A 22217-nucleotide genomic window follows, 5' to 3' on the forward strand; every position below is an offset into this window, starting at 1 on the left:
GTCGCGCCTGCACCACTTTGGCGTGCCTTGGAAAGATGGCTTCAGCCGACCGATGCAACACTGAAGCCACCTTTATTGAATGTTCCCTTATAGAGGAGCGCGACTCATGACCGTGATCAAGCAAGACGACCTGATTCAGAGCGTTGCCGACGCCCTGCAATTCATTTCCTACTACCACCCCGTGGATTTCATCCAGGCCATGCATGAAGCCTACCTGCGCGAAGAATCGCCAGCAGCCCGTGACTCCATCGCCCAGATCCTGATCAACTCGCGCATGTGCGCCACCGGCCATCGCCCGATCTGCCAGGACACCGGTATCGTCACCGTGTTCGTGCGCGTGGGCATGGACGTGCGTTGGGACGGCGCCACCATGGGCCTGGACGACATGATCAACGAAGGCGTGCGTCGCGCCTACAACCTGCCGGAAAACGTCCTGCGTGCGTCCATCCTGGCCGACCCGGCCGGCGCGCGTAAGAACACCAAGGACAACACCCCAGCGGTCATCCACTACTCCATCGTCCCGGGCAACACCGTGGAAGTGGACGTGGCGGCCAAGGGTGGCGGTTCCGAGAACAAGTCGAAAATGGTCATGCTCAACCCGTCCGACTCGATCGTCGACTGGGTACTCAAGACCGTTCCGACCATGGGCGCCGGCTGGTGCCCACCGGGCATGCTGGGCATCGGCATTGGCGGCACCGCTGAGAAAGCGGCGGTGATGGCCAAGGAAGTGTTGATGGAATCCATCGACATCCACGAGCTGAAAAAGCGCGGCCCGCAGAACCGTATCGAAGAGATGCGCCTGGAGCTGTTCGAGAAGGTCAACCAGTTGGGCATCGGCGCCCAGGGCCTGGGCGGCCTGACCACCGTGCTCGACGTGAAGATCATGGACTACCCGACCCACGCCGCGTCCCTGCCGGTGTGCATGATCCCCAACTGTGCCGCCACCCGTCACGCACACTTCGTGCTCGATGGTTCGGGCCCGGCATCGCTGGAAGCGCCACCGCTGGACGCCTACCCGGAAATCGTCTGGGAAGCCGGCCCATCGGCCCGTCGCGTCAACCTCGACACCCTGACCCCGGAAGAAGTGCAGAGCTGGAAGCCGGGCGAAACCGTGTTGCTCAACGGCAAGATGCTCACCGGTCGCGACGCAGCGCACAAACGCATGGTCGAGATGCTGAACAAGGGCGAAAGCCTGCCGGTGGACCTCAAAGGCCGCTTCATCTACTACGTCGGCCCGGTTGATCCAGTGCGCGAAGAAGTGGTTGGCCCGGCGGGCCCGACCACCGCGACGCGGATGGACAAGTTCACCCGTCAGATCCTCGAGCAAACCGGCCTGCTGGGCATGATCGGCAAATCCGAGCGCGGCCCGACCGCCATCGAAGCGATCAAGGACCACAAGGCCGTGTACCTGATGGCCGTGGGCGGCGCCGCTTACCTAGTGGCGCAAGCCATCAAGAAGTCGCGTGTGGTGGCCTTCGCCGAGCTGGGCATGGAAGCGATCTACGAGTTCGACGTGAAAGACATGCCGGTCACCGTTGCGGTGGACAGCAAGGGTGAATCCGTACACATCACCGGTCCAGCCATCTGGCAGAAAAAGATCAGTGAAAGCCTGGCGGTAGAAGTGCAGTAAGCACTTAACCGTTTGGATAAAGGCGACTGCGGCCCTGGCCCCAGTCGCCTTTTTTATGCCAGCAGCTATTGCCATGATGTACGTGGACATGTGGGAGCTGGCTTGCCTGCGATGCAGGCACCTCGGTTTTTCAGTGACACCGAGGTGATGCCATCGCAGGCAAGCCAGCTCCCACAAAAACGGGCTCGCCACAAGATCCTGGCAGCTCATGGTATGGTGCTACCCCCTTACTGTGCCTGCCCATCACCGTATGATCGTGATCCCTCGCCCCCTGCGTCTGACCTTCTACTCCCTGTTGATCATTGCCGGTGCGCTGCTGGCTGCAGCCTTGGCGACGCGCCATGCCGAGCGCCAGGCCCTGGTGGACGATGCCACCCGCGCCAAACAACAACTGACGCTCTATGGCAACTCCCTGCACACCCTGATCGAGCGCTACCGCGCCCTGCCCGCCGTGCTGGCGTTGGACTCGGAGATGATCAACGCGTTGAAGAGCCCGCTGGATACCGCCACCCAGGACGTGCTCAACCGCAAGCTGGAACGTATCAACGGTGCCGCACAATCCTCCACCCTGGAGCTGATGGACCGTACCGGCCTCGCCGTGGCGGCCAGCAACTGGAACCTGCCCAGCAGCTATGTTGGCCATAACTATGCATTTCGCCCGTATTTCAGCCAAACCTTGAGCCAGGGCACCGGACGCTTTTATGCGGTGGGCGTGACCACCGGCATTCCCGGTTACTTCCTGTCCAGCGCAGTGGTGGATGAACACGAGCAGTTTCTCGGCGCCATGGTGGTCAAGCTGGAGTTCCCCGAGCTGGAACGTGAATGGGCCCAGGGCAATGACCTGCTGCTGGTCAGCGATGCGCGCGGCATTGTGTTTATCGCCAACCAGCCGGGCTGGCGTTATCGCAACCTGCGCCCGTTGTCGGACAGAGATCTTGCCGATCTCAAGGCCACCCGCCAATACGACAAAAAGCTGCTGCAACCACTGGAAACCCAGGCCCTGCAACGCTTCGATGAAAACAGCCACCTGATGCGCGTCAACGGCCCTGACGGCAGCGCCAATTACATCTGGGAATCGCTGCCGCTAAAAGCCGAAGGCTGGACTCTGCACCTGCTGCGCAAACCTCAGTTTGCCTTTGAAGACCAACGCAACGCCGGCCTCGCCGCCGCCGGTTCCTGGCTGGCGCTGGTGTTCCTCGTGTTGTTCTTGACCCAGCGCTGGCGCCTGGCCCGTTTGCGCCAGCGCAGCCGCGAAGAACTCGAACAGCTTGTGGAAGAACGCACCCAGGCCCTGCGCACGGCCCAGGACGGCTTGGTGCAGTCAGCCAAACTGGCGGCGCTAGGGCAGATGTCTGCCGCCCTCGCCCATGAAATCAATCAGCCCCTGACTGCCCAGCGCATGCAATTAGCCACACTGCGCCTGCTGCTGGACCACGGCCGCGTGGACGATGCCTACAAAGCGCTGACTCCGCTAGACGACATGCTCACGCGCATGGCCGCGCTCACCGGCCACCTCAAGACGTTCGCCCGCAAAAGCCCCAGTGGCTTGCGCGAACGCCTGGACCTGGCCACGGTCGTGGACCAATCCCTGCACCTGCTCGACGCACGCCTGCGCGATGAAACCATTGGCGTGGTGCTGGACCTGACCCGCCCCGCGTGGGTACGAGGCGATGCGATCCGCCTGGAACAGGTGTTGATCAACCTGCTGCGCAACGCCTTGGACGCTATGGCCGACAAGCCGCGCAAGCGCCTGCAGATCCGCCTGCACGCCGATCAGCAACTGTGGCAACTGACGGTCAGCGACAGCGGCGGCGGAATTGCCGACGAACACCTCAGCAGCGTGTTCGACCCCTTCTTCACCACCAAGCCGGTGGGTGACGGGCTGGGCCTGGGGCTGGCCGTGTCTTACGCTATCGTGCACGAACTGGGCGGACGCCTGACTGCCGGTAACCGGGGCGATGGCGCCGTGTTCACCCTCACCTTACCCATCGCACTGGAGACTCCCGCCCCATGTTGAACGCGGTGATTGTGGTCGATGACGAAGCCAGCATTCGCACGGCCGTCGAACAATGGTTGAGCCTGTCGGGGTTTGACGTGCAGTTGTTCAGTCGCGCCGAGGAGTGCCTGGCGCAACTGCCCAAGGACTTTCCCGGCGTCATCTTGAGCGACGTGCGCATGCCTGGGCTCAGCGGCCTGGAGCTGCTGGCCGAAGTGCAGCGCCGCGATGCCGACTTGCCGGTAATCCTGCTCACGGGCCACGGCGACGTACCGATGGCGGTGGAAGCCATGCGTGACGGTGCCTACGATTTCCTGGAGAAACCCTTCAGCCCCGATGCCCTCCTCAATGGTCTGCGTCGTGCCCTGGACAAGCGTGGGCTGATCCTGGAGAACCGCCGCCTGCATCAACAGGCCGACCATCGGACGCAGTTGGAATCGACGCTGCTGGGCGTGTCCCGTGGCCTGCAAACCTTGCGCCGCCAAGTGCTCGACTTGGCGACTTTGCCGGTCAACGTGCTGATCCGTGGCGAGACCGGCTGCGGCAAAGAAATGGTCGCCCGTTGCCTGCATGATTTTGGCCCGCGGGCGAAGAAGCCGTTTGTGGCGCTCAACTGCGCCGCCATACCCGAGCAACTGTTTGAAGCCGAGCTGTTCGGTCACGAAAGCGGTGCCTTCACCGGCGCCCAGGGCAAACGGATTGGCAAGTTGGAATACGCCCATGGCGGCACACTGTTCCTGGATGAAATCGAAAGCATGCCCCTGGCCCAGCAAGTGAAACTGCTGCGTGTGCTGCAGGAACAGAAGCTGGAACGGCTGGGCTCCAACCAGAGTATCCACGTGGACCTGCGCATCATCGCCGCCACCAAACCCGACCTGCTGGAAGAAGCCCGCGCCGGGCGTTTTCGTGAAGATTTGGCCTATCGCTTGAACGTCGCGCAATTGCGCCTGCCGCCGCTGCGTGAACGCCGCGAAGATATCCCACTGCTGTTCGACCACTTTGCACAAAGTGCCGCCGAACGCCTGGGCCGTAGTGTGAAACCGTTGAGCGGCAGCCAGCTCGGGCGGCTGCTCAGTCATGACTGGCCGGGCAATGTGCGTGAACTGGCCAACGTAGCCGAGCGTCAAGTATTGGGGCTGGGCGAACCAGAGCCGGAAGGTATCGAGGCAGGGCAATCCCTGGCCGCGCAACAGGAAGCCTTCGAAGCACATTGTTTGAAGGCTGCGCTGACCCGGCACAAGGGCGATATCAAGGCGGTGCTGGCGGAACTGCAACTTCCGCGACGTACCTTCAATGAAAAAATGCAGCGGCATGGGTTGGTGAGGGAGATGTTTCTCTAAACAGATTTTTGCATCACCCCTGAAGCCGCCATCGCAGGCAAGCCAGCTCCCACATTTGACTGCGTTCACAATTCAAGATGTGGGAGGGGCAGTGTGATTCTCTAAGCCAATTTTTGTGGCGCCTACCAGGCCGCCATCGGGGCAAGCCCCCTCCCACATTGTGATCTGTGAACACATTCAAGTGTGGGAGCGGGCTTGCCCGCGAAGAGGCCGGCAGCCATAAGCGGATTTCCGCTCACCACCTGAAAATAATCAGCGAATTTCCGCTCAAAAAAATCCTGTAACCCTTCTAGACCGGGCCTTCACCTACCTGGCACAGCTTCTGCTATAGCTCGGACCAGGCTGCGCTCGCGCCGCTCCATAAAAACAACTAGATGAAGGATCCTTCAATGGATAACTCCAACGCCCTGCCTCTGGGGTCGGCGGCCGCGCCGGCGAAAGAGCGCACTACCTCCAGCCGCATCAAGTCGATTTTCAGTGGTTCCGTCGGCAACATGGTCGAGTGGTATGACTGGTACGTCTACGCCGCCTTCTCGCTGTACTTTGCCAAGACCTTCTTCCCGAAAGGCGACACCACCGCCCAATTGCTCAATACCGCCGCGATCTTCGCCGTGGGCTTCCTGATGCGTCCGATCGGCGGCTGGCTGATGGGCCTGTACGCCGACAAAGTCGGGCGTAAAAAGGCCCTGATGGCCTCGGTCTACCTGATGTGCTTCGGCTCGCTGCTGATTGCCCTGAGCCCGGGCTATGAAATCATCGGCATCGGTGCACCGATCCTGCTGGTGTTTGCCCGCTTGCTGCAGGGCCTGTCGGTCGGCGGCGAATACGGCACCTCCGCCACTTATCTCAGCGAGATGGCCACCAAGGAGCGCCGTGGTTTCTACTCCAGCTTCCAATACGTGACCCTGATCTCCGGCCAGCTCATCGCCCTGGGCGTGCTGATCGTGCTGCAACAATTGCTGACCACTGAGCAACTGTACGCTTGGGGCTGGCGCATCCCGTTCGCCATCGGCGCGCTGTGCGCGGTCGTCGCGCTGTACCTGCGTCGCGGCATGGAAGAAACCGAGTCGTTCACCAAGAAGGAAAAAGCCAAGGAAAGCGCGATGCGCACCTTGATGCGTCACCCCAAGGAACTGATGACCGTGGTCGGCCTGACCATGGGCGGTACGCTGGCGTTCTATACCTACACCACCTACATGCAGAAATACCTGGTGAATACTGTCGGCATGAGCATCTCCGACTCCACCACCATCTCGGCGGCGACGCTGTTTCTGTTCATGTGCTTGCAACCGATCGTCGGCGGACTGTCGGATAAAATCGGCCGTCGCCCGATTCTGATCGCCTTCGGCATCCTCGGCACCCTGTTCACCGTGCCGATCCTCACCACCTTGCACACCATCCAGACTTGGTGGGGCGCGTTCTTCCTGATCATGGCAGCGCTGATCATCGTCAGCGGCTACACCTCGATCAACGCCGTGGTGAAGGCCGAACTGTTCCCGACCGAGATTCGTGCCCTGGGCGTGGGCCTGCCGTATGCGCTGACGGTGTCGATCTTCGGTGGTACCGCTGAATACATCGCGCTGTGGTTCAAGAGCATCGGCATGGAAACCGGCTACTACTGGTACGTGACGGCGTGTATTGCAGTGTCGTTGCTGGTCTACGTGACCATGAAGGACACCCGCAAGCATTCGCGGATTACCACCGACTAACAGCGCAATGCAGTAAAAAATGTGGGAGCGGGCTTGCTCGCGAATGCGGTCTTTCAGTCACTGATGTATTGACTGACACTCCGCTTTCGCGGGCAAGCCCGCTCCCACATTTCGTTTTTTTGCGCTTCCTGAATAGCGTCAGGACAGCTCAGCAACCTCGCGTCGCCCATACCGCCGCTGCGCATACGACGCCCCGGCAATCATCACCACCAGTACCGCCGCCAATACCGCCGACGAACCGATGGTGCCGAAATCCAACCCGCCTTTTTCATAAGGCTTGGTGAGGAAGTCGCCCAGGGTCGCGCCAAACGGCCGGGTCAGTACAAACGCCACCCAGAACAACAGCACCGACGAGATCTTGGTGAAGTACTTGAGTGCCACCACCACCGCAATCGCCGAGCCAATCAGCAAGGCACCGCCAGCAAAGCCCAACCCGGAGTCATCCGCCAGGAAGTCACCCAGTGCAGTGCCCAAGGTATTGGAGAACAGGATGGCCATCCAGTAGAACAACTCGCCCCGGAAAGTCTGCACTTTGTTCACGTTCAGCGAGTCGCCGCTGAGGTGCCACAACGCGAAGATGATCATCAAGATTGCGATCAGGATCATCGAGCCCGTGGCGTAACCGAGCCCCAAGGTGCGATCCATGAAGTCGGACATGGTGGTGCCCGCCGTACTGGTGGACAAGATCACGATCCAGTACAGCACCGGGTTGTAGGTTTTCGACCAGAGTTGCGTCAGCAAGGTGACGAGGAACACGCTGATCAGAATCATCGAGCTGATGGCATAGCCAACATTCAGGGTCATCGACAGCAAATCCCCGGCGGTCTCGCCCAGGGTGGTTGCGCAGATTTTCATGACCCAGAACGCCAGGGTGATCTGAGGAAGTTTGTTCATGGTGCAGAAGGCTCCGAAGCTCAGTCTTTCAATGCGCCGACTTAGAGGGGGTCGACTAGGCGCGCAGACTGAACGCCGGGCTGTGAAAATTCAGTGGGCAATCAATGAAAATTCCATACAGCCAATGGAAATTCAACGCCATGACTTGCAGTATGAGCGCCTCATCGAAGCCAACCGCAGGAACTCCGGCCATGCCTGACGATATCCACTTCTACGAACCCGCCAACGGTCACGGCCTGCCCCATGACCCGTTCAACGCCATCGTCGGGCCACGCCCCATCGGCTGGATTTCCTCCCACGACCGCGACGGTCGCCTGAACCTGGCGCCCTACAGCTTCTTCAATGCGTTCAACTACATTCCGCCGATCATTGGGTTTTCCAGCGTCGGGCGCAAAGACAGCCTGAACAACATCGAACAGACCGGCGAGTTTGTGTGGAACCTGGCCACCCGCCCGCTGGCCGAGCAGATGAACCAGAGTTGCGCGGCGGTATCACCCGAGGTGAACGAGTTCGAGTTATCCGGCCTTACGCCGGTGGCCTCGAAAATCATCAAAGTGCCACGCGTGGGCGAGAGCCCGGTGTCGTTCGAGTGCAAGGTGACGCAGATCATTCAGCTTCAGAGAGCCGACAAGGCATTAGTACCTAGTTGGCTAGTGTTGGGCGAGGTGGTCGCGGTGCACATTGCCAAGTGGCTGCTCAAAGACGGCGTCTACGACACCGCTGCCGCCGAGCCGATCCTGCGTGGTGGTGGTCCGGCGGATTACTTCCAGCTGGGCCCCGAGGCCCTGTTCAAGATGCACCGCCCCCGCTGATTGATCACTGCTCAACAAACACGACAAAACAGTGTGGGAGTCGGGCTTGCCCGCGATAGCGGAGTGTCAGCTACCCAATGAGTCGGCTGTCATGCCCTCATCGCGGGCAAGCCCGGCTCCCACATTGGTTCTTTGTCTGGCAGTAGAAAGTGTTCGGCTTCAGCTAGCTGCTGCTGCCCAGGTCAGTTGACCCTCTTCGTCCACATCGACCAATCGCTCCAATTGCACAGTCGCTGCATCGTCGGCATCGGAAGCGGTCTTGAACGTCTGGCCATCAAGGATCTTGTGAAAGCGCGGTGCACCCATGCCATCGAGTGCCTTGACGGCAACGGCGGCGCTGTAGCCCCCTTCACCCGGTACTACGGCGGAAACGGCTTCGTGGTGGGCAAATTGTTTACGTGCCATGTTGCAGGTCCTGGCCAATGGAAAGTCGGCCATTCTAGACCTTCAGCCGGCGAGTTGCAGGTACTCGCCGTAGGCTTTCACGGCAGATGCATCGGTAAAGGTCTGGAAGTCCATGCTGCGGACCACCATGTCGTTCAACAGCTCGGTAAAGATCATCAGGGCCGGCGAATTGAAGTAGGCGCTCATCGCCTGCTCGCTGCTCCAGAAACCCGAGACCAGCCACACATCGGGATCGACCTGGGAATGCTGCAACGAGAATTGCAGGCAACCCTGAGCCTGACGGCCCGGTTCGATCAAACTGCTCAAGCGTGCACCGAGTTCGGTGCTGCACCCGGTACGGGCACGGATAAAGGCCATATGGCTCGCGGGAATGGGGGTGGACATGTTCGACTCTCCCGTTGAGAAGTGATGCTCGGCAAACACTGTGAGGGCGTGCTGCCACAGGATCAAAGATAACGGCGCGGGTACGGATGCGGTTAGTCGATTCCTGCAGGCTTATTGCACAATCCTGCGAGAAGCGTAAGCAGTACGTTTGGCCGGCAGCACTTATTACACGCACCCACTCAGTGTTTCAGGGAGATGACAGGCCCTGTACTTGCCTGATTCACGATGTATCGCAGGATCAGGCAAGGATTGTGCAGAATCGACGTAACACTTTTTCAAAAGCCGCCGCTAAGCTGAGCCCATCAAAGAAGCGTGTAGAGGTCATTCCATGCCGTCGCCTGAACATCCGTTGATTCCCCTCGATGCCGAGATGGAAAAGCAGCGCGCCGAACTGGCCAGCATCGTGCAACGCCATACCTGGGAAGATGGTTCCTACGGTACGGCAATCACGTCGCTGTACCTGAACCGCCACAACACACCGCGCGACTTCATGCCGGTGCTGGTGGAACCGGCCTTGTGCATCCTCGCCAGTGGCAGCAAGGAAGTGCGCCTGGCCGACGAGATCTTTGCCTATGACCCACTCAACTACCTGGTGTTCTCGGTCGCCATGCCCGTGGCCGGGCGGATCATCGATGCCACACCGCAAGACCCCAACCTGTCGGTGCGTATCAACATCGACCCGGCGCAGCTCACCGCCCTGATCGCCGAAGCCGGGCCGATGGGCGTGCCCTCACGTCCGACATCCCGTGGCATGTACGTCGACCGCATCGACAGCCAACTGCTCGACGCCGTGCTGCGTCTGGCGCGCCTGTTGGACTCGCCCAAAGACATCGCCATGCTTGCGCCGTTGATCAACCGCGAGATCCTCTACCGGTTGTTGCGCGGTCCACAGGGCTATCGGCTGTATGAAATCGCCGTGGCCAACAGTCAGAGCCATCGTGTCAGCCAGGCAATCACCTGGCTGAACGGCAACTACGAACAACCGTTGCGCATCGATGACCTGGCCAAGGAAGTGAACCTCAGCGTTTCAACCTTGCACCATCGCTTCAAAGCGATCACTGCCATGAGCCCGCTGCAATATCAGAAGCAGTTGCGCTTGCAGGAGGCGCGACGGTTGATGATCGCCGAGGGACTGGAGGCGTCGGCGGCCGGATATCGAGTGGGGTATGAAAGCCCATCGCAGTTCAGCCGGGAGTACAGCCGACTGTTTGGGGCACCGCCCCTGAGAGATCTGGCCAGACTGCGCCAAAGCATCTGACCTAACAGAGATCAAAAATGTGGGAGCTGGCTTGCCTGCGATAGCGGTGTATCAGTAGCAGATGAGCCAACTGACCGACCGCTATCGCAGGCAAGCCAGCTCCCACATTGGTTCTGCGTGTATTCAGTCCAGACCGCGAGGCAGTTGCAAAGTCACCCGCAACCCACCCTCACGCAAATTCTGCAAACTCACCTCGCCCCCATGGCTGTGGGCAATATTTCGCGCAATTCCCAGCCCCAGGCCGTAACCCTGCTGCTGCCCGGCCAGGCGAAAGTGCGGCTCGAAGACTTGTTCCAGACGCTGCTCAGGCACACCGGGGCCTTCGTCGTCGACGTGCAGGATGAACTCCGCGCCATCGTCCTCGATATGCAAATGGGCGTTCTGTCCGTACTTCAATGCATTGTCGATCAAGTTGCCGATGCAACGCTTGAGCGCCAACGGCTTACCTGGGTACGGCGCGAGGGCGCGGCCGTCCTGGGTGATACGACCATTACCGTTGGGCGCCAGGTATGGCTCGACCAGGCAATCGAGCACGTGGTTCAAATCCACCGGTTCGATGTTTTCGTGAATGTCGGTGTCTTTCACACATTGCAGTGCACCTTTTACCAGCAGTTCCAACTCATCCAGGTCACGACCGAACTTGGTTTGCAGGTTCTCGTCTTCCAGCAGTTCCACGCGCAAGCGCAAGCGGGTGATCGGCGTGCGCAGGTCATGGGAAATTGCACTGAACAATTGGCTACGTTCGGTCAGGTAACGGCTGATGCGTTCACGCATGGTATTGAACGCACGCCCCACTTCCACCACTTCACTGCCACCGCCTTCGGCCACCGGCTCTACATCGGCGCCCAGGGACATGTCCCGTGCCGCCCGCGCCAGGCGCTTGAGCGGCCGGCTCTGCCAGTGCACCAGCAGACCGATGAACAGCAACAGAAAGCCGCTGGTCAGCACGATAAACCACACTTGCTGGGCTGGCAGGCCCTGCTCTTCCAGGCTGGTGTAGGGCTCGGGCAACAGCGAGGCGATGTACAGCCACTCGCCGGGCGCGAGCTGGATCTGGGTCACCAGCACCGGCGGGTTGACCGGCTCCAAGGTCAGCGCGTAGTGCGCCCAGGAGCGCGGCAATTCATCGAGCTTCAAGCCGGCGTTGAAAATCCGCAGGTCTTCGGCGCTGACGAACTCGACCGAGATATGCACATCGGCACCCAGGGTCTGGCGCAGCACTTCATCTACCGCCTCAAGGACCGCCTGTTTGCGCGGGGTCTGCGGCAGTATCGCCATGTCCAACGGCCGGTCGTTGAGGGTCACCACGAAACGGGTGCCGCCCATGCTGCGCAGTTGATCGAGCACCAACGGGCGATAGGCCACCGGCAACGAACGGAAGTAACTCACACTAGCGGTCATCGAGTGCGCCAGGCTGCGAGCGCTGGTGACCAGGCCTTCGAGCTGGGTGGCGCGCAATTGCGAGACCCAGATCACGCTGGACAGTGCCTGGGCAAACAGCACAGCGAGCAGGGTCAGCAGCAGCATGCGCCCCAGCAACGAACGTGGTACCGGGAAGCGGGCGCGGCGTTCGCTCAAAGGGTCAATGGGCATTGCCGGCAACCACGCTGGCTGCCAATTGATAACCGCTGCCGCGCACAGTGCGGATCAGCCTCGGGGGCTTTTCGGTATCACGCAGGCGCTGGCGCAAGCGGCTGACGGCCATGTCGACGATTCGGTCCAGCGGCATCAGGTCGCGGCCACGGGTGGCGTTGCCGATGGTGTCGCGGTCGAGGATTTGTTGGGGGTGATCGAGGAACAGCTTGAGCAGGGCAAAGTCCGCGCCGGAGAGAATGACTTCTTCGCCATCCACGTGAAACAGGCGATGGCTGATCATGTCCAGGCGCCATTCGTCGAACACCAGCACGTCACCCGCGCCACTGCGTTCCTGGCCAAATTGGGCGCGGCGCAGCAAGGCCTTGATCCGTGCTTGCAACTCGCGAGGGCTGAACGGTTTGCCGATGTAATCGTCAGCGCCCAACTCCAGGCCGATCACCCGGTCGGTTTCGTCGGAGCTGGCGGTGAGCATGATAATCGGCACCTGGGCCTGGCGCGGGTGCTGGCGAATCCAGCGGCACAGGCTGAAACCGTCTTCGTCGGGCAGCATCACATCAAGGATGACCAGGTCGCACGGAGCCTCATTCATGGCCTGGCGGAACCCCGCACCATCGGACACGCCACGGACTTGGAAACCGGCACGGCTGAGGTAGGTTTGCAGCAATTCGCGGATTTCCTGGTCGTCGTCGACGAGGAGAATCGATTTACTGATTACGCTCACGGAGTCCTCCTTGTTGTTATGGGGGTGCTCTTGAGGGCCTCATCGCGGGCAAGCCCGGCTCCCACACTTTGACCGTGTGAACCCGATCAACTGTGGGAGCTGGCTTGCCTGCGATAGGGCCATCACTGCCTACGCAAAAGCCTGCTCAAGCGCCACACCCGCTCCGGTCAAGCCGGAATACGGCGCGGTCACCAACCACACAGGAATGCCTTTGAAGTAGTCGCTCATGCAGCCTTTGTCACTGAAGCTCTTGGCAAAACCGCTGTTGATAAAGAAGTCTGCAAACCGCGGAATCACCCCACCCACGATGTACACGCCACCGCGTCCACCGGTGGTCAGCACGTTGTTGCCGGCAACCCGCCCCAGCCAGATGCTGAACTGGTTCAAGACTTCCATCGCCACCGGATCGCCGGCCAGGCCCGCCGCGGTAATGGCTTCGGGGGTGTCCAGCACCGGCGTATGGCCGTCCACCGCACAGATCGCGCGGTAGACACGCGGCAGGCCGCCACCGCTCAGGGCTGTCTCGGCGCTGACGTGGCCGATCTCATTGTAGATGTGCTGCCACAGCTGGGTTTCACGTGGGCTGCTCAGGGGCAGGTCGACGTGGCCGCCCTCCCCAGGCAACGCCGCCCAGCGACCGCTACCCAAATCCAGCAACGTACCGACGCCCAGGCCAGTGCCCGGGCCGATCACCACCGCTGGGCGAAACGCTTCCGGCGTACCTTCGCAGACCACACGGAATTCGCCGGGCTTGAGACGGGTCATGCCCAGAGCCATGGCCGTGAAGTCATTCACCAACAGCAGCTCATCCACCTGCAGGGCCTGGCAAAACGCAGTCTTGCTCAGGCGCCAATGATTGTTGGTGAATTTAAATTCATCGCCGCTCACCGGCCCTGCGACCGACAGGCACACCGCTCCGATGTCCCCGATTTCCAGGCCCTCTTCCTTGAGGTAGACCTTGATGGCCTCCTCTGGGCTTGAGTGATCCGCCGTGGCGTGCACCCGGATCGAATGCAGCTCCTGATCCCGCCACAACGCAAAACGGGCGTTGGTGCCCCCGATATCACCGACCAGCGCAAGCTTCACTTAAGCGTCTCCAAGGCAGAGGTAAAGGCGCTGGCGCCCTGCTCTGCGGAGCTTGCGGCCAAGCGCATAAATGCAAACAGCTCACGACCGGCCCCCACGTTGTTGCCCAACAGGCCGGTGGCTGGTGTGCGCGCTGCGAATACTTCGGCGTCCACCTTAAGCTCCAAGGTGCCCTTCACGCCATCCACGCGAATGATATCGCCATCCTGGACCCGCGCCAGTGGTCCGCCGCTCTGGGCTTCGGGGTTGACGTGGATCGCGGCGGGGATCTTACCCGAGGCGCCAGACATACGCCCGTCCGTTACCAGTGCCACTTTGAAGCCACGGTCCTGCAGCACGCCGAGGAATGGGGTCATCTTGTGCAATTCGGGCATGCCATTGGAGCGCGGGCCCTGGAAGCGCATCACGGCGACGAAGTCTTTTTCCAACTGACCGGCCTTGAACGCGTCCGCCAGGTCTTGTTGATCCTGGAACACCACGGCCGGCGCTTCGACGATTTGATGCTCAAGGGCCACGGCCGAGACTTTCATCACGCCACGGCCGAGATTGCCTTCCATCACGCGCAAACCGCCTTCGGCCGAGAACGCACGAGCCACGGGGCGCAGGATGGTTTCGTCGAGGCTTTCGATGGGGCCGTCACGCCAGATCAGTTCGCCGTCGACCAGGAACGGTTCCTGGGTGTAGCGGCTCAGGCCCTTGCCCGCCACGGTGTTGACGTCTTCGTGAAGCAGGCCGGCTTCCAGCAGCTCGCGGATCAGGAACGACATACCGCCCGCCGCCTGGAAGTGGTTGATATCCGCCTTGCCGTTTGGATACACGTGGGACAGGGTCGGCACCACCTCGGAGAGGTCGGCCATGTCCTGCCAGGTAAGGATGATGCCCGCCGACATGGCAATGGCCGGCATGTGCAGGGTGTGGTTGGTGGAACCACCCGTGGCATTGAGGGCGACGATGGAGTTGACGATGGACTTCTCGTCGACGATCTCGCCGATGGGCGTGAAGTTGCCGTTGGCCTTGGTCAGGCGCGTGACCTGGTGCGCGGCTTCGCGGGTCAGCGCATCACGCAGCGGCGTGTAGGGGTTGACGAACGACGCGCCCGGCAAATGCAGGCCCATCACTTCCATCAGCAACTGGTTGGTGTTGGCGGTGCCATAGAAGGTGCAGGTGCCGGGGCTGTGGTAGGACTTCATCTCCGATTCCAGCAGCTCTTCGCGGGTGGCCTTGCCTTCGGCATAACGCTGGCGCACGTCGGCCTTCTGCTTGTTGGAAATACCCGATGGCATCGGGCCGCCCGGGACGAAGATCATCGGTAGATGGCCGTAGCGCAATGCGCCCATCATCAGGCCGGGGACGATCTTGTCGCAGATGCCCAGCATCAAGGCTGCATCGAACATATTGTGGGACAGCGCTACCGCCGTGGACATGGCAATGACTTCACGGCTGAGCAGGCTCAGCTCCATGCCAGGCTCGCCCTGGGTCACACCGTCGCACATCGCGGGGGTGCCGCCGGCGAACTGGCCGACCGAGCCGACTTCACGCAGGGCTTTCTTGATCTGTTCAGGGAAATGTTCGTACGGCTGGTGTGCCGAGAGCATGTCGTTATATGACGAAACAATTGCCACGTTGGCGGCATTCATCATACGCAGACTATTTTTATCTTCAGTACCGCAGCCGGCCACGCCGTGGGCGAAGTTGGCACATTGCAGCTTGCCCCGCATCGGACCGTCGCTGGCCGCGCCGCGAATGAGTGCAAGGTAAGCCTCGCGGGTTGCACGACTGCGGGCGATAAGCCGTTCGGTGACCTCAATAACGCGGGGATGCATGTGTAGAACTCCAGGCTAACGGATGTGGCGACCTGAGTGTCTATGCTGATCAAACGCCCGCAGCGCATGGGATGGCAGGGTGTCGTTTAAATCATCGGACCAGTTGATTCAGGTCACTCGTTGTAGATTGAACAAAATATTGCCACTAAAAAGGCTTGTTTTCTATTTTTATGCGAATAATCTTGTAATTCTTACAACAAATCGACGACAGGCACTTTCCAATGACTCTTCGCATCGCAATCAATGGTTTTGGCCGAATTGGCCGTAATGTCCTGCGCGCACTGTATACCCAAGGCTATCGCCAGGATTTGCAGATCGTCGCCATCAATGATTTGGGCGACAGCGCCATCAATGCCCACCTGCTCAAATACGACACCGTGCATGGTACTTTCGAAGCAGAGGTCGCCCACGATCAGGAAAGCCTGACCGTCAATGGTGACCGGATTGCCGTCAGTGCCATTCGCAACCCAGCCGAACTGCCATGGGCTGCGCTGAAAATCGACGTGGTGTTCGAATGCACCGGCCTGTTCACCGACCGTGCCAAGGCTGCCGCCCATATTACCGCCGGCGCGCGCAAGGTGATCATCTCCGCCCCCGCCAAAGGCGCAGACGCCACCGTAGTCTACGGCGTGAACCATGACATCTTGCGTCAATCCCACCAGATCATCTCCAACGCTTCGTGCACCACCAACTGCCTGGCGCCGGTTGCCCAGGTGTTGCACCGTGAACTGGGGATCGAAAGCGGCTTGATGACCACCATTCACGCCTACACCAACGACCAGAACCTGACCGACGTCTACCACACCGACCCGTACCGCGCGCGCTCGGCCACCCAGAACATGATCCCGAGCAAGACTGGCGCCGCCGAAGCCGTCGGCCTGGTGCTGCCGGAACTGGCGGGCAAGTTGACCGGCATGGCCGTGCGTGTACCGGTGATCAACGTGTCGCTGGTCGACCTCACCGTGCAATTGAAGAAGGACGTCACGGCCGAGGAAGTCAACGCACTGCTCAAAGAAGCCAGCCAACACTCGAAAATCCTCGGTTACAACACCCTGCCGCTGGTTTCCAGCGACTTCAACCATAACCCGCTGTCGTCGATTTTCGATGCCAATCACACTAAGGTCAGTGGCAAATTGCTGAAGGTGCTGGCGTGGTATGACAACGAGTGGGGCTTCTCCAACCGTATGCTGGATAACTGCCTGGCGTTGTGTAACGCCGAATAACCCCCGGGCCATCTGGGAGCGGGCTTCTGTGGGAGCTGGCTTGCCTGCGATAGCATCACTGCGGTGTAACTGAAACACCGAGGTGCCTGCATCGCGGGCAAGCCCGGCTCCCACACAAGTCCCCTTTCACATTTGATCTGGGCAGGCTCAGGGAAATAGCCACTTGCCATTTCAGTTGATGATAAGCATTATCATTAACTGCAAATCGATCTGGTATCACTGTGAGCCAATCTCGCTTCAACCAAGTCTTTCTCACCCAACGGGTGATTCTGCTACGCACCTTGCAGCGGATGGTGAATAACCACAGCACCGCCGAGGACCTGTTGCAGGAAACCTACCTGCGCGTCACCCGCGCCCTCAGCGAGCGGCCGATCGATCACCTCGAACCCTTCGTCTATCAGACCGCGCGCAACCTGGCGCTGGATCATCTGCGCGCGCGTCGGATTCAGGCCCGCACGCTGCAGGAAGATGTCCCGCTGGACGTCCTGCAAAGCGTTGCCGCCCCCATCAGCACCCCGGAAGACGCGACCCAGGCCGAGCAACTGCTCGAGCACCTGAGCGTCAGCCTCGGCCAGTTGAGCGCCCGCCAGCAGCAGATTTTCATTCTCAGCCGCCTGCACGGTTGCAGCTATCAAGAGATTGCCGATCAACTCCAAGTGTCCTTGAGCACCGTGCAAAAGGAACTGAAATTGATCATGGCCATCTGTGTAGGTGTGGCCGAACGGCTGGATCAGCCTTAAGCTGCACCCGAATCTGGCTGTACGAAAGATGAATAGAACGTGGCGAAGACCCGAGGAACACCGTGACGGACCCGAATAAACTGCGCCCCCATGAGCTGGCTCATGAGGTGTTGCAAGACACGGCCATGGACCAAGCCCTCGATTGGCTGATCGCCTTGCAGTGCCCGCAGCCCGGGCAGCAGGCCGAGTTCGACGCCTGGCTGGCCAGCGACCCGGCGCATCTGCAGGCCTTCGCCAAAGCCCAGGCCGCCTGGGGCGGCGCGCCAGTGCATAGCGCCGCCGTGGCCCTGGCCGTGCCGCGCAAGCCCAGCGCCTGGCGCCGTATCAAACCGCATTGGAAACCCTTGGCCACCGCCGCCGTGTTATTGATCGGCCTGTTCAGCTTCAGCAACCTGCCTGTACGCCTGCAAGCCGACCACCTCACGGTCGTGGGCGAACGCCAACGCCTGCAACTGGACGATGGCTCGAAAGTGTTGTTGAACACCAACTCGGCGTTCTCCAGCAGCATCAAGGATCACCAGCGTGTCGCCCGCCTGTATCAGGGCGAGGCATTTTTTGAAGTGGTGCCCAGCCGTGGCCTGCCCTTGGAGATTGATGCTGGCCCGGTACGCGCCAGCGTGCGCGACACCGACTTCGCCGTGCGTTACCTCAACGGCGAGGCCCAGGTGCAGGTACAGCGCGGCGATGTCGACTTGAGCAGCACCTTCAACGATGCCCGGGTGCGCCTGAGCGCCGGTGAAAGCATCCGCATCGGCCCCAAGGGCTTCGGTCAGCCGGCCAAGCTGGATGCCCACAAGGACCTGGCCTGGGTCCAGGGTCGACTGGTATTCGAAAACTGCCCGATGAGCGAAGTGCTGGCCGAACTGCGCCGCTATTACCCGGGTTGGATCGTCAACAACAACGATAAGCTCGCCAGCGTTGCGGTCACGGGTAATTACCGTCTCGACCAGCCATTGGACGTGGTGCGCTCTCTGGCGCACATCACTTCGGCCAAGCTTTCGGAATACCCGGCGCTGGTCATCCTGAACTAAATGAGAATTATTTTTACTCGATAGAGGAAGGTGGTACGTCTCGTCTTAGCCAATGCAACTGATTCCTATTTGGTTCAGCTCGCAACTATAAGATTCGTACCTCCGGAGCGCTCTCGATGTCCTCTCGTTTCAACCGCCGGTCTTCTTCGCCCGTTCTGTCCTTGCTGACCGCCGCCATCCTGTTGGCCGGCGCGCCCATGACGGCCGCCACGGCTGCCGAGCCGGTCGCCCGCAGCCACGGCAATTACAACTTCAGCATCGAGCAGCAGCCTTTGGTCTCGGCGCTGAATGCCTTTACCGCCGTGACCGGCTGGCAAGTCGGCCTGCCGGCGGAGCTGGGCCAGGGTGTGTCGTCCCCCGGCGTACACGGCCCGCTGTCAGCGGAAAAAGCCCTGGAGCGGCTGTTGGTGGGGACCAACCTGAGCTACCGCAAACTGGGCAATAACAACATCGTCCTGGAAAGACGCGCCGCGGGCAGCACGCTCAACCTGCAACAAGTGACCATCAGCGCCACCCGCAACGAACAGGACATCAACAGTGTGCCCAGCACCGTCACGGTGCATGACCGCGAGGAGCTGGACCGCCAGAACGTGAACACCATTCGCGAGCTGGTGCGTTACGAGCCCGGCGTCTCCGTCGGCGGCGCCGGCACTCGCTCCGGCAACGCGGGCTATAACATCCGCGGTATCGACGGCGACCGCATCCTCACCCAGGTGGATGGCGTCGAGGTACCCGACAATTTCTTCAACGGCCCCTACGCCAAGACGCGCCGCAACTACGTCGACCCGGAAATCGTCAAGCGCGTGGAAATCCTGCGCGGCCCGGCTTCGGCCCTGTACGGCAGCAGTGCGATTGGCGGCGCGGTGAGCTACTTCACCCTCGATCCAGACGACATCATCAAACCCGGCCAGGACGTCGGCGCCCGCCTGAAAACCGGCTACAGCTCCGCCGATGAAAGCTGGCTGACCTCCGGCACTGTCGCCGGCCGTGTGCAGGACTTCGACGGTTTGCTGCACCTGAGCCAGCGTAATGGTCATGAGAGGGAGTCCTACGACGGCAACAACGCCACCGGCCTGGCCCGCACCGGCGCCAACCCGGAAGATGCGCGCACCACCAATATCCTCGCCAAGTTGGGCTGGAATTATGGTGATGACAACCGCCTGGGCCTGACCTACGAGAAGTTCAAGGATGACCGTGACGTCAATTTGAAGAACGCCGTCGGTGGCCCGTTCGTGGGTGGCCGAGGCATGAATCTTTACCGCGACCGCCGCGGCAACGACACCATCACCCGTGAACGCTTCGGGCTGGAAAACACCTTTGCGCTCGAATCGCCGATAGCCGACCGCATCAAGACCAGCCTCAACTATCAGATCGCCAAGACCGATCAGACCACTGCCGAGATCTACCAGGCCGGCCGTCGCGTGTTGCGCACCCGTGACACGCTGTACGAAGAAAAACAGTGGGTGTTCGATGCCCAACTGGACAAGGCTTTCAGCCTCGGCGAGACCGATCACCAGATCACCTACGGCACTACGCTCAAGCAGCAGAAAGTCACCGGTTCCCGCGAAGGCTCGGCGACCTGCCTGGCCGTCGGTTCGGGTTGCACCGCCATCGGCGCGCCCAGCCCATCCGCCAGCGACAGCGTGAAAAAGTCCAGTGACTTCCCGGACCCGACCATCAACTCCTACTCGCTGTTCGCCCAAGACCAGATCGCCTGGGGCAAATGGACCTTCCTGCCCGCCGTGCGCTACGACTACACCCAGCTCAAGCCCAAGCTGACCCAGGAGTTCCTCAACACCGTCAACCCGACCGGCAAGGATACGGTCAATGACAAGGATAAAACCTGGCACCGTGTGACCCCCAAGTTCGGCCTGACTTACGCGCTTACCGATCAATACACCCTGTTCGGCCAATACGCCGAAGGTTTCCGCACGCCATCGGCGAAAGCGCTGTATGGCCGCTTTGAAAACCTCAACCTGGGTTACACCGTGGAGCCCAACCCAGACCTCAAGCCGGAAACCAGCAAAGGCATCGAAACCGGGATTCGCGGCAAGTTCGACGCAGGCTCCTTCGACATCGCGGTGTTCTACAACAAGTACCGTGACTTCATCGATGAAGACAACGCCATCGTCGGCGGCACCGTCGAACAGTTCCAGGCCGTCAACATCAAACGCGCCACCATCAAGGGCGCGGAAGCCAAGGGCCGCCTGAATCTGGATGCTTTCGGTGCGCCTCAGGGCCTGTACACCCAGGGTTCGATTTCCTATGCCTACGGTCGTAACGACGAAACCGGCGAGCCACTCAACAGCGTCAACCCGCTCAAGGGCGTATTCGGCCTGGGCTACGACCAGGACAACTACGGCGGCCTGCTGAGCTGGACCTTGGTGAAGCGGCAGAACCGCGTCGACAGCACCACCTTCCACGCCCCCGATGGCAACGGCGCATTCAAGACCCCGGGCTTCGGCGTGCTCGACCTGAGCGGCTACTACAAAGTCACCAACGACGTGACTATCAACGCCGGTCTCTACAACCTGACCGACAAGAAGTACTGGAACTGGGATGACGTGCGCAGCTACGACAGCGTCGGCGAAGCCGCGGTGACCGGCCCGGCCAACCTCGACCGCCTGACCCAGCCTGGCCGCAACTTCGCGATCAACCTGATCTGGGACATCTGATCGATGCGCCTCACCTCGCCGGAATTAATCGCCGGCAGGTGAGGATTTTTTACTGTGCCGCGTCTTCCTGTTCGTCTAGTTGATAACCGCTCTCTTTAGAGCCACAAGGCGCTCCCCTTCTCAAGGACTTTTTCGATGACTGCTTCTCCTACCGCAGAACGCCCAAGCCTGCGCTCCCAGCGCCTGAACCAGATCACCAACGAGCCACACACCAAGCTCGATGCCCTGGTCAAAGCCCATGCCCCGTTTGAAACCCAGGCCAACTTCGCCCGTTTCGTGGTGGCGCAATACTTGTTCCAATCGGAGCTGGTAGCCCTGTACAACGACCCGGAACTGATCAAGATCGTCCCGGACCTGGCCGAGCGCTGCCGCGCCGAAGCCGCCAAGCTGGACCTGGGCGACCTGGACACCGACATGCCGGCACCGGTTGCAGGCGCGGTGAAGAACCCAAGCAAAGCCGAAGCCTTGGGCTGGCTGTTTGTGTCGGAAGGCTCGAAGCTGGGCGCTGCCTTCCTGATCAAGCGCGCCGTCGGCCTGGGCCTGAGCGAAACCTTCGGCGCCCGTCATCTCGGTGAACCGGCCGGTGGTCGCGCTGAAGGCTGGAAGCGCTTTACCCGCACCCTCGACGGCCTGGAATTCAGCGCCGAAGAAGAAGCCGCGGTGGAAAAAGGCGCGATCGACGCATTCGTGCGCTTCACCGTGCTGCTGGAACAGGCGTACGCTAGCGCCCCTGAACTGGCCTGATGCCCAAATTGAAATGCCATCAACTGTGGGAGGGGGCTTGCTCCCGAAGGCAGAGTGTCAGTCAACTTGTCTGTAGCTGACACACCGCTATCGGGGGCAAGCCCCCTCCCACATTTAGATCCCATTTCATATTGATTTTTTGTGATGTCC

At 60.7% G+C, this 22217-nt stretch carries 18 protein-coding genes; 11 read left to right on the plus strand and 7 right to left on the minus strand.

The window, feature by feature from the left end:
- Positions 1 to 106 precede the first annotated feature (106 nt).
- The 4 genes from AC07V4_RS18310 (at position 107) to AC07V4_RS18325 (ending at position 6675) form a co-directional block, all read left to right on the plus strand.
- On the plus strand, positions 107 to 1630 hold the full coding sequence (locus AC07V4_RS18310; RefSeq protein ID WP_492637918.1) for a fumarate hydratase: 1524 nt from the start codon (positions 107 to 109) through the stop codon (positions 1628 to 1630).
- Positions 1631 to 1880: 250 nt separating this feature from the next.
- Positions 1881 to 3647: an ATP-binding protein gene (locus AC07V4_RS18315; protein ID WP_492637919.1), complete on the plus strand. Its 1767-nt coding sequence runs from the start codon at positions 1881 to 1883 to the stop codon at positions 3645 to 3647.
- Positions 3641 to 4966, plus strand: coding sequence for a sigma-54-dependent transcriptional regulator (locus AC07V4_RS18320; protein WP_492637920.1), 1326 nt, complete (start codon positions 3641 to 3643; stop codon positions 4964 to 4966). The genes AC07V4_RS18315 and AC07V4_RS18320 overlap by 7 nt, the downstream gene beginning before the upstream one ends.
- Before the next feature lie 389 nt (positions 4967 to 5355).
- On the plus strand, positions 5356 to 6675 hold the full coding sequence (locus tag AC07V4_RS18325; RefSeq protein ID WP_492637921.1) for an MFS transporter: 1320 nt from the start codon (positions 5356 to 5358) through the stop codon (positions 6673 to 6675).
- Between the two features lie 138 nt (positions 6676 to 6813).
- Here the strand turns inward: AC07V4_RS18325 and AC07V4_RS18330 are convergent, their stop codons facing one another.
- Positions 6814 to 7569 (minus strand): COG4705 family protein, encoded by a 756-nt coding sequence (locus tag AC07V4_RS18330; protein ID WP_492637922.1) that lies wholly within the window; start codon positions 7567 to 7569, stop codon positions 6814 to 6816.
- Positions 7570 to 7760: 191 nt separating this feature from the next.
- On the opposite strand from AC07V4_RS18330, the gene AC07V4_RS18335 reads away from it, so the two are divergent.
- A complete protein-coding gene (locus tag AC07V4_RS18335; RefSeq protein ID WP_492637923.1) occupies positions 7761 to 8381 on the plus strand; it encodes a flavin reductase family protein in 621 nt (206 codons plus the stop codon).
- Positions 8382 to 8540: 159 nt separating this feature from the next.
- On the opposite strand, the gene AC07V4_RS18340 is transcribed toward AC07V4_RS18335, so the two are convergent.
- On the minus strand, positions 8541 to 8786 hold the full coding sequence (locus AC07V4_RS18340) for a hypothetical protein (RefSeq protein ID WP_492637924.1): 246 nt from the start codon (positions 8784 to 8786) through the stop codon (positions 8541 to 8543).
- 42 nt (positions 8787 to 8828) lie between these two features.
- Positions 8829 to 9170: an antibiotic biosynthesis monooxygenase family protein gene (locus AC07V4_RS18345; RefSeq protein WP_110621500.1), complete on the minus strand. Its 342-nt coding sequence runs from the start codon at positions 9168 to 9170 to the stop codon at positions 8829 to 8831.
- A 328-nt stretch (positions 9171 to 9498) separates the two neighbouring features.
- Here AC07V4_RS18345 and AC07V4_RS18350 point away from each other — a divergent pair, with 328 nt between their 5' ends.
- Positions 9499 to 10428 (plus strand): AraC family transcriptional regulator, encoded by a 930-nt coding sequence (locus tag AC07V4_RS18350; RefSeq protein WP_431751193.1) that lies wholly within the window; start codon positions 9499 to 9501, stop codon positions 10426 to 10428.
- Positions 10429 to 10551: 123 nt separating this feature from the next.
- Here the strand turns inward: AC07V4_RS18350 and AC07V4_RS18355 are convergent, their stop codons facing one another.
- From AC07V4_RS18355 to edd, 4 genes are all read right to left on the minus strand, one after another.
- Positions 10552 to 12021 carry an ATP-binding protein gene (locus AC07V4_RS18355; RefSeq protein ID WP_492637925.1) on the minus strand — a complete coding sequence of 490 codons (1470 nt, stop codon included), beginning with the start codon at positions 12019 to 12021 and terminating at the stop codon, positions 10552 to 10554.
- The gene (locus tag AC07V4_RS18360; RefSeq protein WP_492637926.1) at positions 12011 to 12745 is read right to left on the minus strand and encodes a response regulator; all 735 of its coding nucleotides are present in this window, start codon (positions 12743 to 12745) and stop codon (positions 12011 to 12013) included. Before AC07V4_RS18360 ends, AC07V4_RS18355 begins: the two co-directional genes overlap by 11 nt.
- A 129-nt stretch (positions 12746 to 12874) precedes the next feature.
- A complete protein-coding gene (locus AC07V4_RS18365; RefSeq protein ID WP_492637927.1) occupies positions 12875 to 13831 on the minus strand; it encodes a glucokinase in 957 nt (318 codons plus the stop codon).
- The gene (gene edd, locus AC07V4_RS18370; RefSeq protein ID WP_492637928.1) at positions 13828 to 15654 is read right to left on the minus strand and encodes a phosphogluconate dehydratase; all 1827 of its coding nucleotides are present in this window, start codon (positions 15652 to 15654) and stop codon (positions 13828 to 13830) included. Before edd ends, AC07V4_RS18365 begins: the two co-directional genes overlap by 4 nt.
- A 221-nt stretch (positions 15655 to 15875) precedes the next feature.
- Between edd and gap the strand changes: the two genes are divergently transcribed.
- The 5 genes from gap to AC07V4_RS18395 all read left to right on the plus strand — a co-directional run bounded on the left by gap (position 15876) and on the right by AC07V4_RS18395 (position 22067).
- On the plus strand, positions 15876 to 16877 hold the full coding sequence (gap, locus tag AC07V4_RS18375; protein WP_492637929.1) for a type I glyceraldehyde-3-phosphate dehydrogenase: 1002 nt from the start codon (positions 15876 to 15878) through the stop codon (positions 16875 to 16877).
- Positions 16878 to 17098: 221 nt separating this feature from the next.
- On the plus strand, positions 17099 to 17617 hold the full coding sequence (locus AC07V4_RS18380) for an RNA polymerase sigma factor (RefSeq protein ID WP_492637930.1): 519 nt from the start codon (positions 17099 to 17101) through the stop codon (positions 17615 to 17617).
- A gap of 62 nt (positions 17618 to 17679) precedes the next feature.
- Positions 17680 to 18648 carry a FecR family protein gene (locus AC07V4_RS18385; RefSeq protein WP_492637931.1) on the plus strand — a complete coding sequence of 323 codons (969 nt, stop codon included), beginning with the start codon at positions 17680 to 17682 and terminating at the stop codon, positions 18646 to 18648.
- Between the two features lie 116 nt (positions 18649 to 18764).
- The gene (locus tag AC07V4_RS18390; RefSeq protein WP_492637932.1) at positions 18765 to 21323 is read left to right on the plus strand and encodes a TonB-dependent receptor; all 2559 of its coding nucleotides are present in this window, start codon (positions 18765 to 18767) and stop codon (positions 21321 to 21323) included.
- A gap of 135 nt (positions 21324 to 21458) precedes the next feature.
- Positions 21459 to 22067 carry a biliverdin-producing heme oxygenase gene (locus AC07V4_RS18395; protein WP_492637933.1) on the plus strand — a complete coding sequence of 203 codons (609 nt, stop codon included), beginning with the start codon at positions 21459 to 21461 and terminating at the stop codon, positions 22065 to 22067.
- Positions 22068 to 22217 lie beyond the last annotated feature (150 nt).

The organism is Pseudomonas sp. GW821-FHT03A09 (assembly GCF_059421065.1).

Coding starts and splice junctions, on each gene's coding strand:
- AC07V4_RS18310 (WP_492637918.1), top strand. CDS start 107: ATGACCGTGATCAAGCAAGACGACCTGATTCAGAGCGTTGCCGACGCC.
- AC07V4_RS18315 (WP_492637919.1), top strand. CDS start 1,881: ATGATCGTGATCCCTCGCCCCCTGCGTCTGACCTTCTACTCCCTGTTG.
- AC07V4_RS18320 (WP_492637920.1), top strand. CDS start 3,641: ATGTTGAACGCGGTGATTGTGGTCGATGACGAAGCCAGCATTCGCACG.
- AC07V4_RS18325 (WP_492637921.1), top strand. CDS start 5,356: ATGGATAACTCCAACGCCCTGCCTCTGGGGTCGGCGGCCGCGCCGGCG.
- AC07V4_RS18330 (WP_492637922.1), bottom strand. CDS start 7,569: ATGAACAAACTTCCTCAGATCACCCTGGCGTTCTGGGTCATGAAAATC.
- AC07V4_RS18335 (WP_492637923.1), top strand. CDS start 7,761: ATGCCTGACGATATCCACTTCTACGAACCCGCCAACGGTCACGGCCTG.
- AC07V4_RS18340 (WP_492637924.1), bottom strand. CDS start 8,786: ATGGCACGTAAACAATTTGCCCACCACGAAGCCGTTTCCGCCGTAGTA.
- AC07V4_RS18345 (WP_110621500.1), bottom strand. CDS start 9,170: ATGTCCACCCCCATTCCCGCGAGCCATATGGCCTTTATCCGTGCCCGT.
- AC07V4_RS18350 (WP_431751193.1), top strand. CDS start 9,499: ATGCCGTCGCCTGAACATCCGTTGATTCCCCTCGATGCCGAGATGGAA.
- AC07V4_RS18355 (WP_492637925.1), bottom strand. CDS start 12,021: ATGCCCATTGACCCTTTGAGCGAACGCCGCGCCCGCTTCCCGGTACCA.
- edd (WP_492637928.1), bottom strand. CDS start 15,654: ATGCATCCCCGCGTTATTGAGGTCACCGAACGGCTTATCGCCCGCAGT.
- gap (WP_492637929.1), top strand. CDS start 15,876: ATGACTCTTCGCATCGCAATCAATGGTTTTGGCCGAATTGGCCGTAAT.
- AC07V4_RS18390 (WP_492637932.1), top strand. CDS start 18,765: ATGTCCTCTCGTTTCAACCGCCGGTCTTCTTCGCCCGTTCTGTCCTTG.
- AC07V4_RS18395 (WP_492637933.1), top strand. CDS start 21,459: ATGACTGCTTCTCCTACCGCAGAACGCCCAAGCCTGCGCTCCCAGCGC.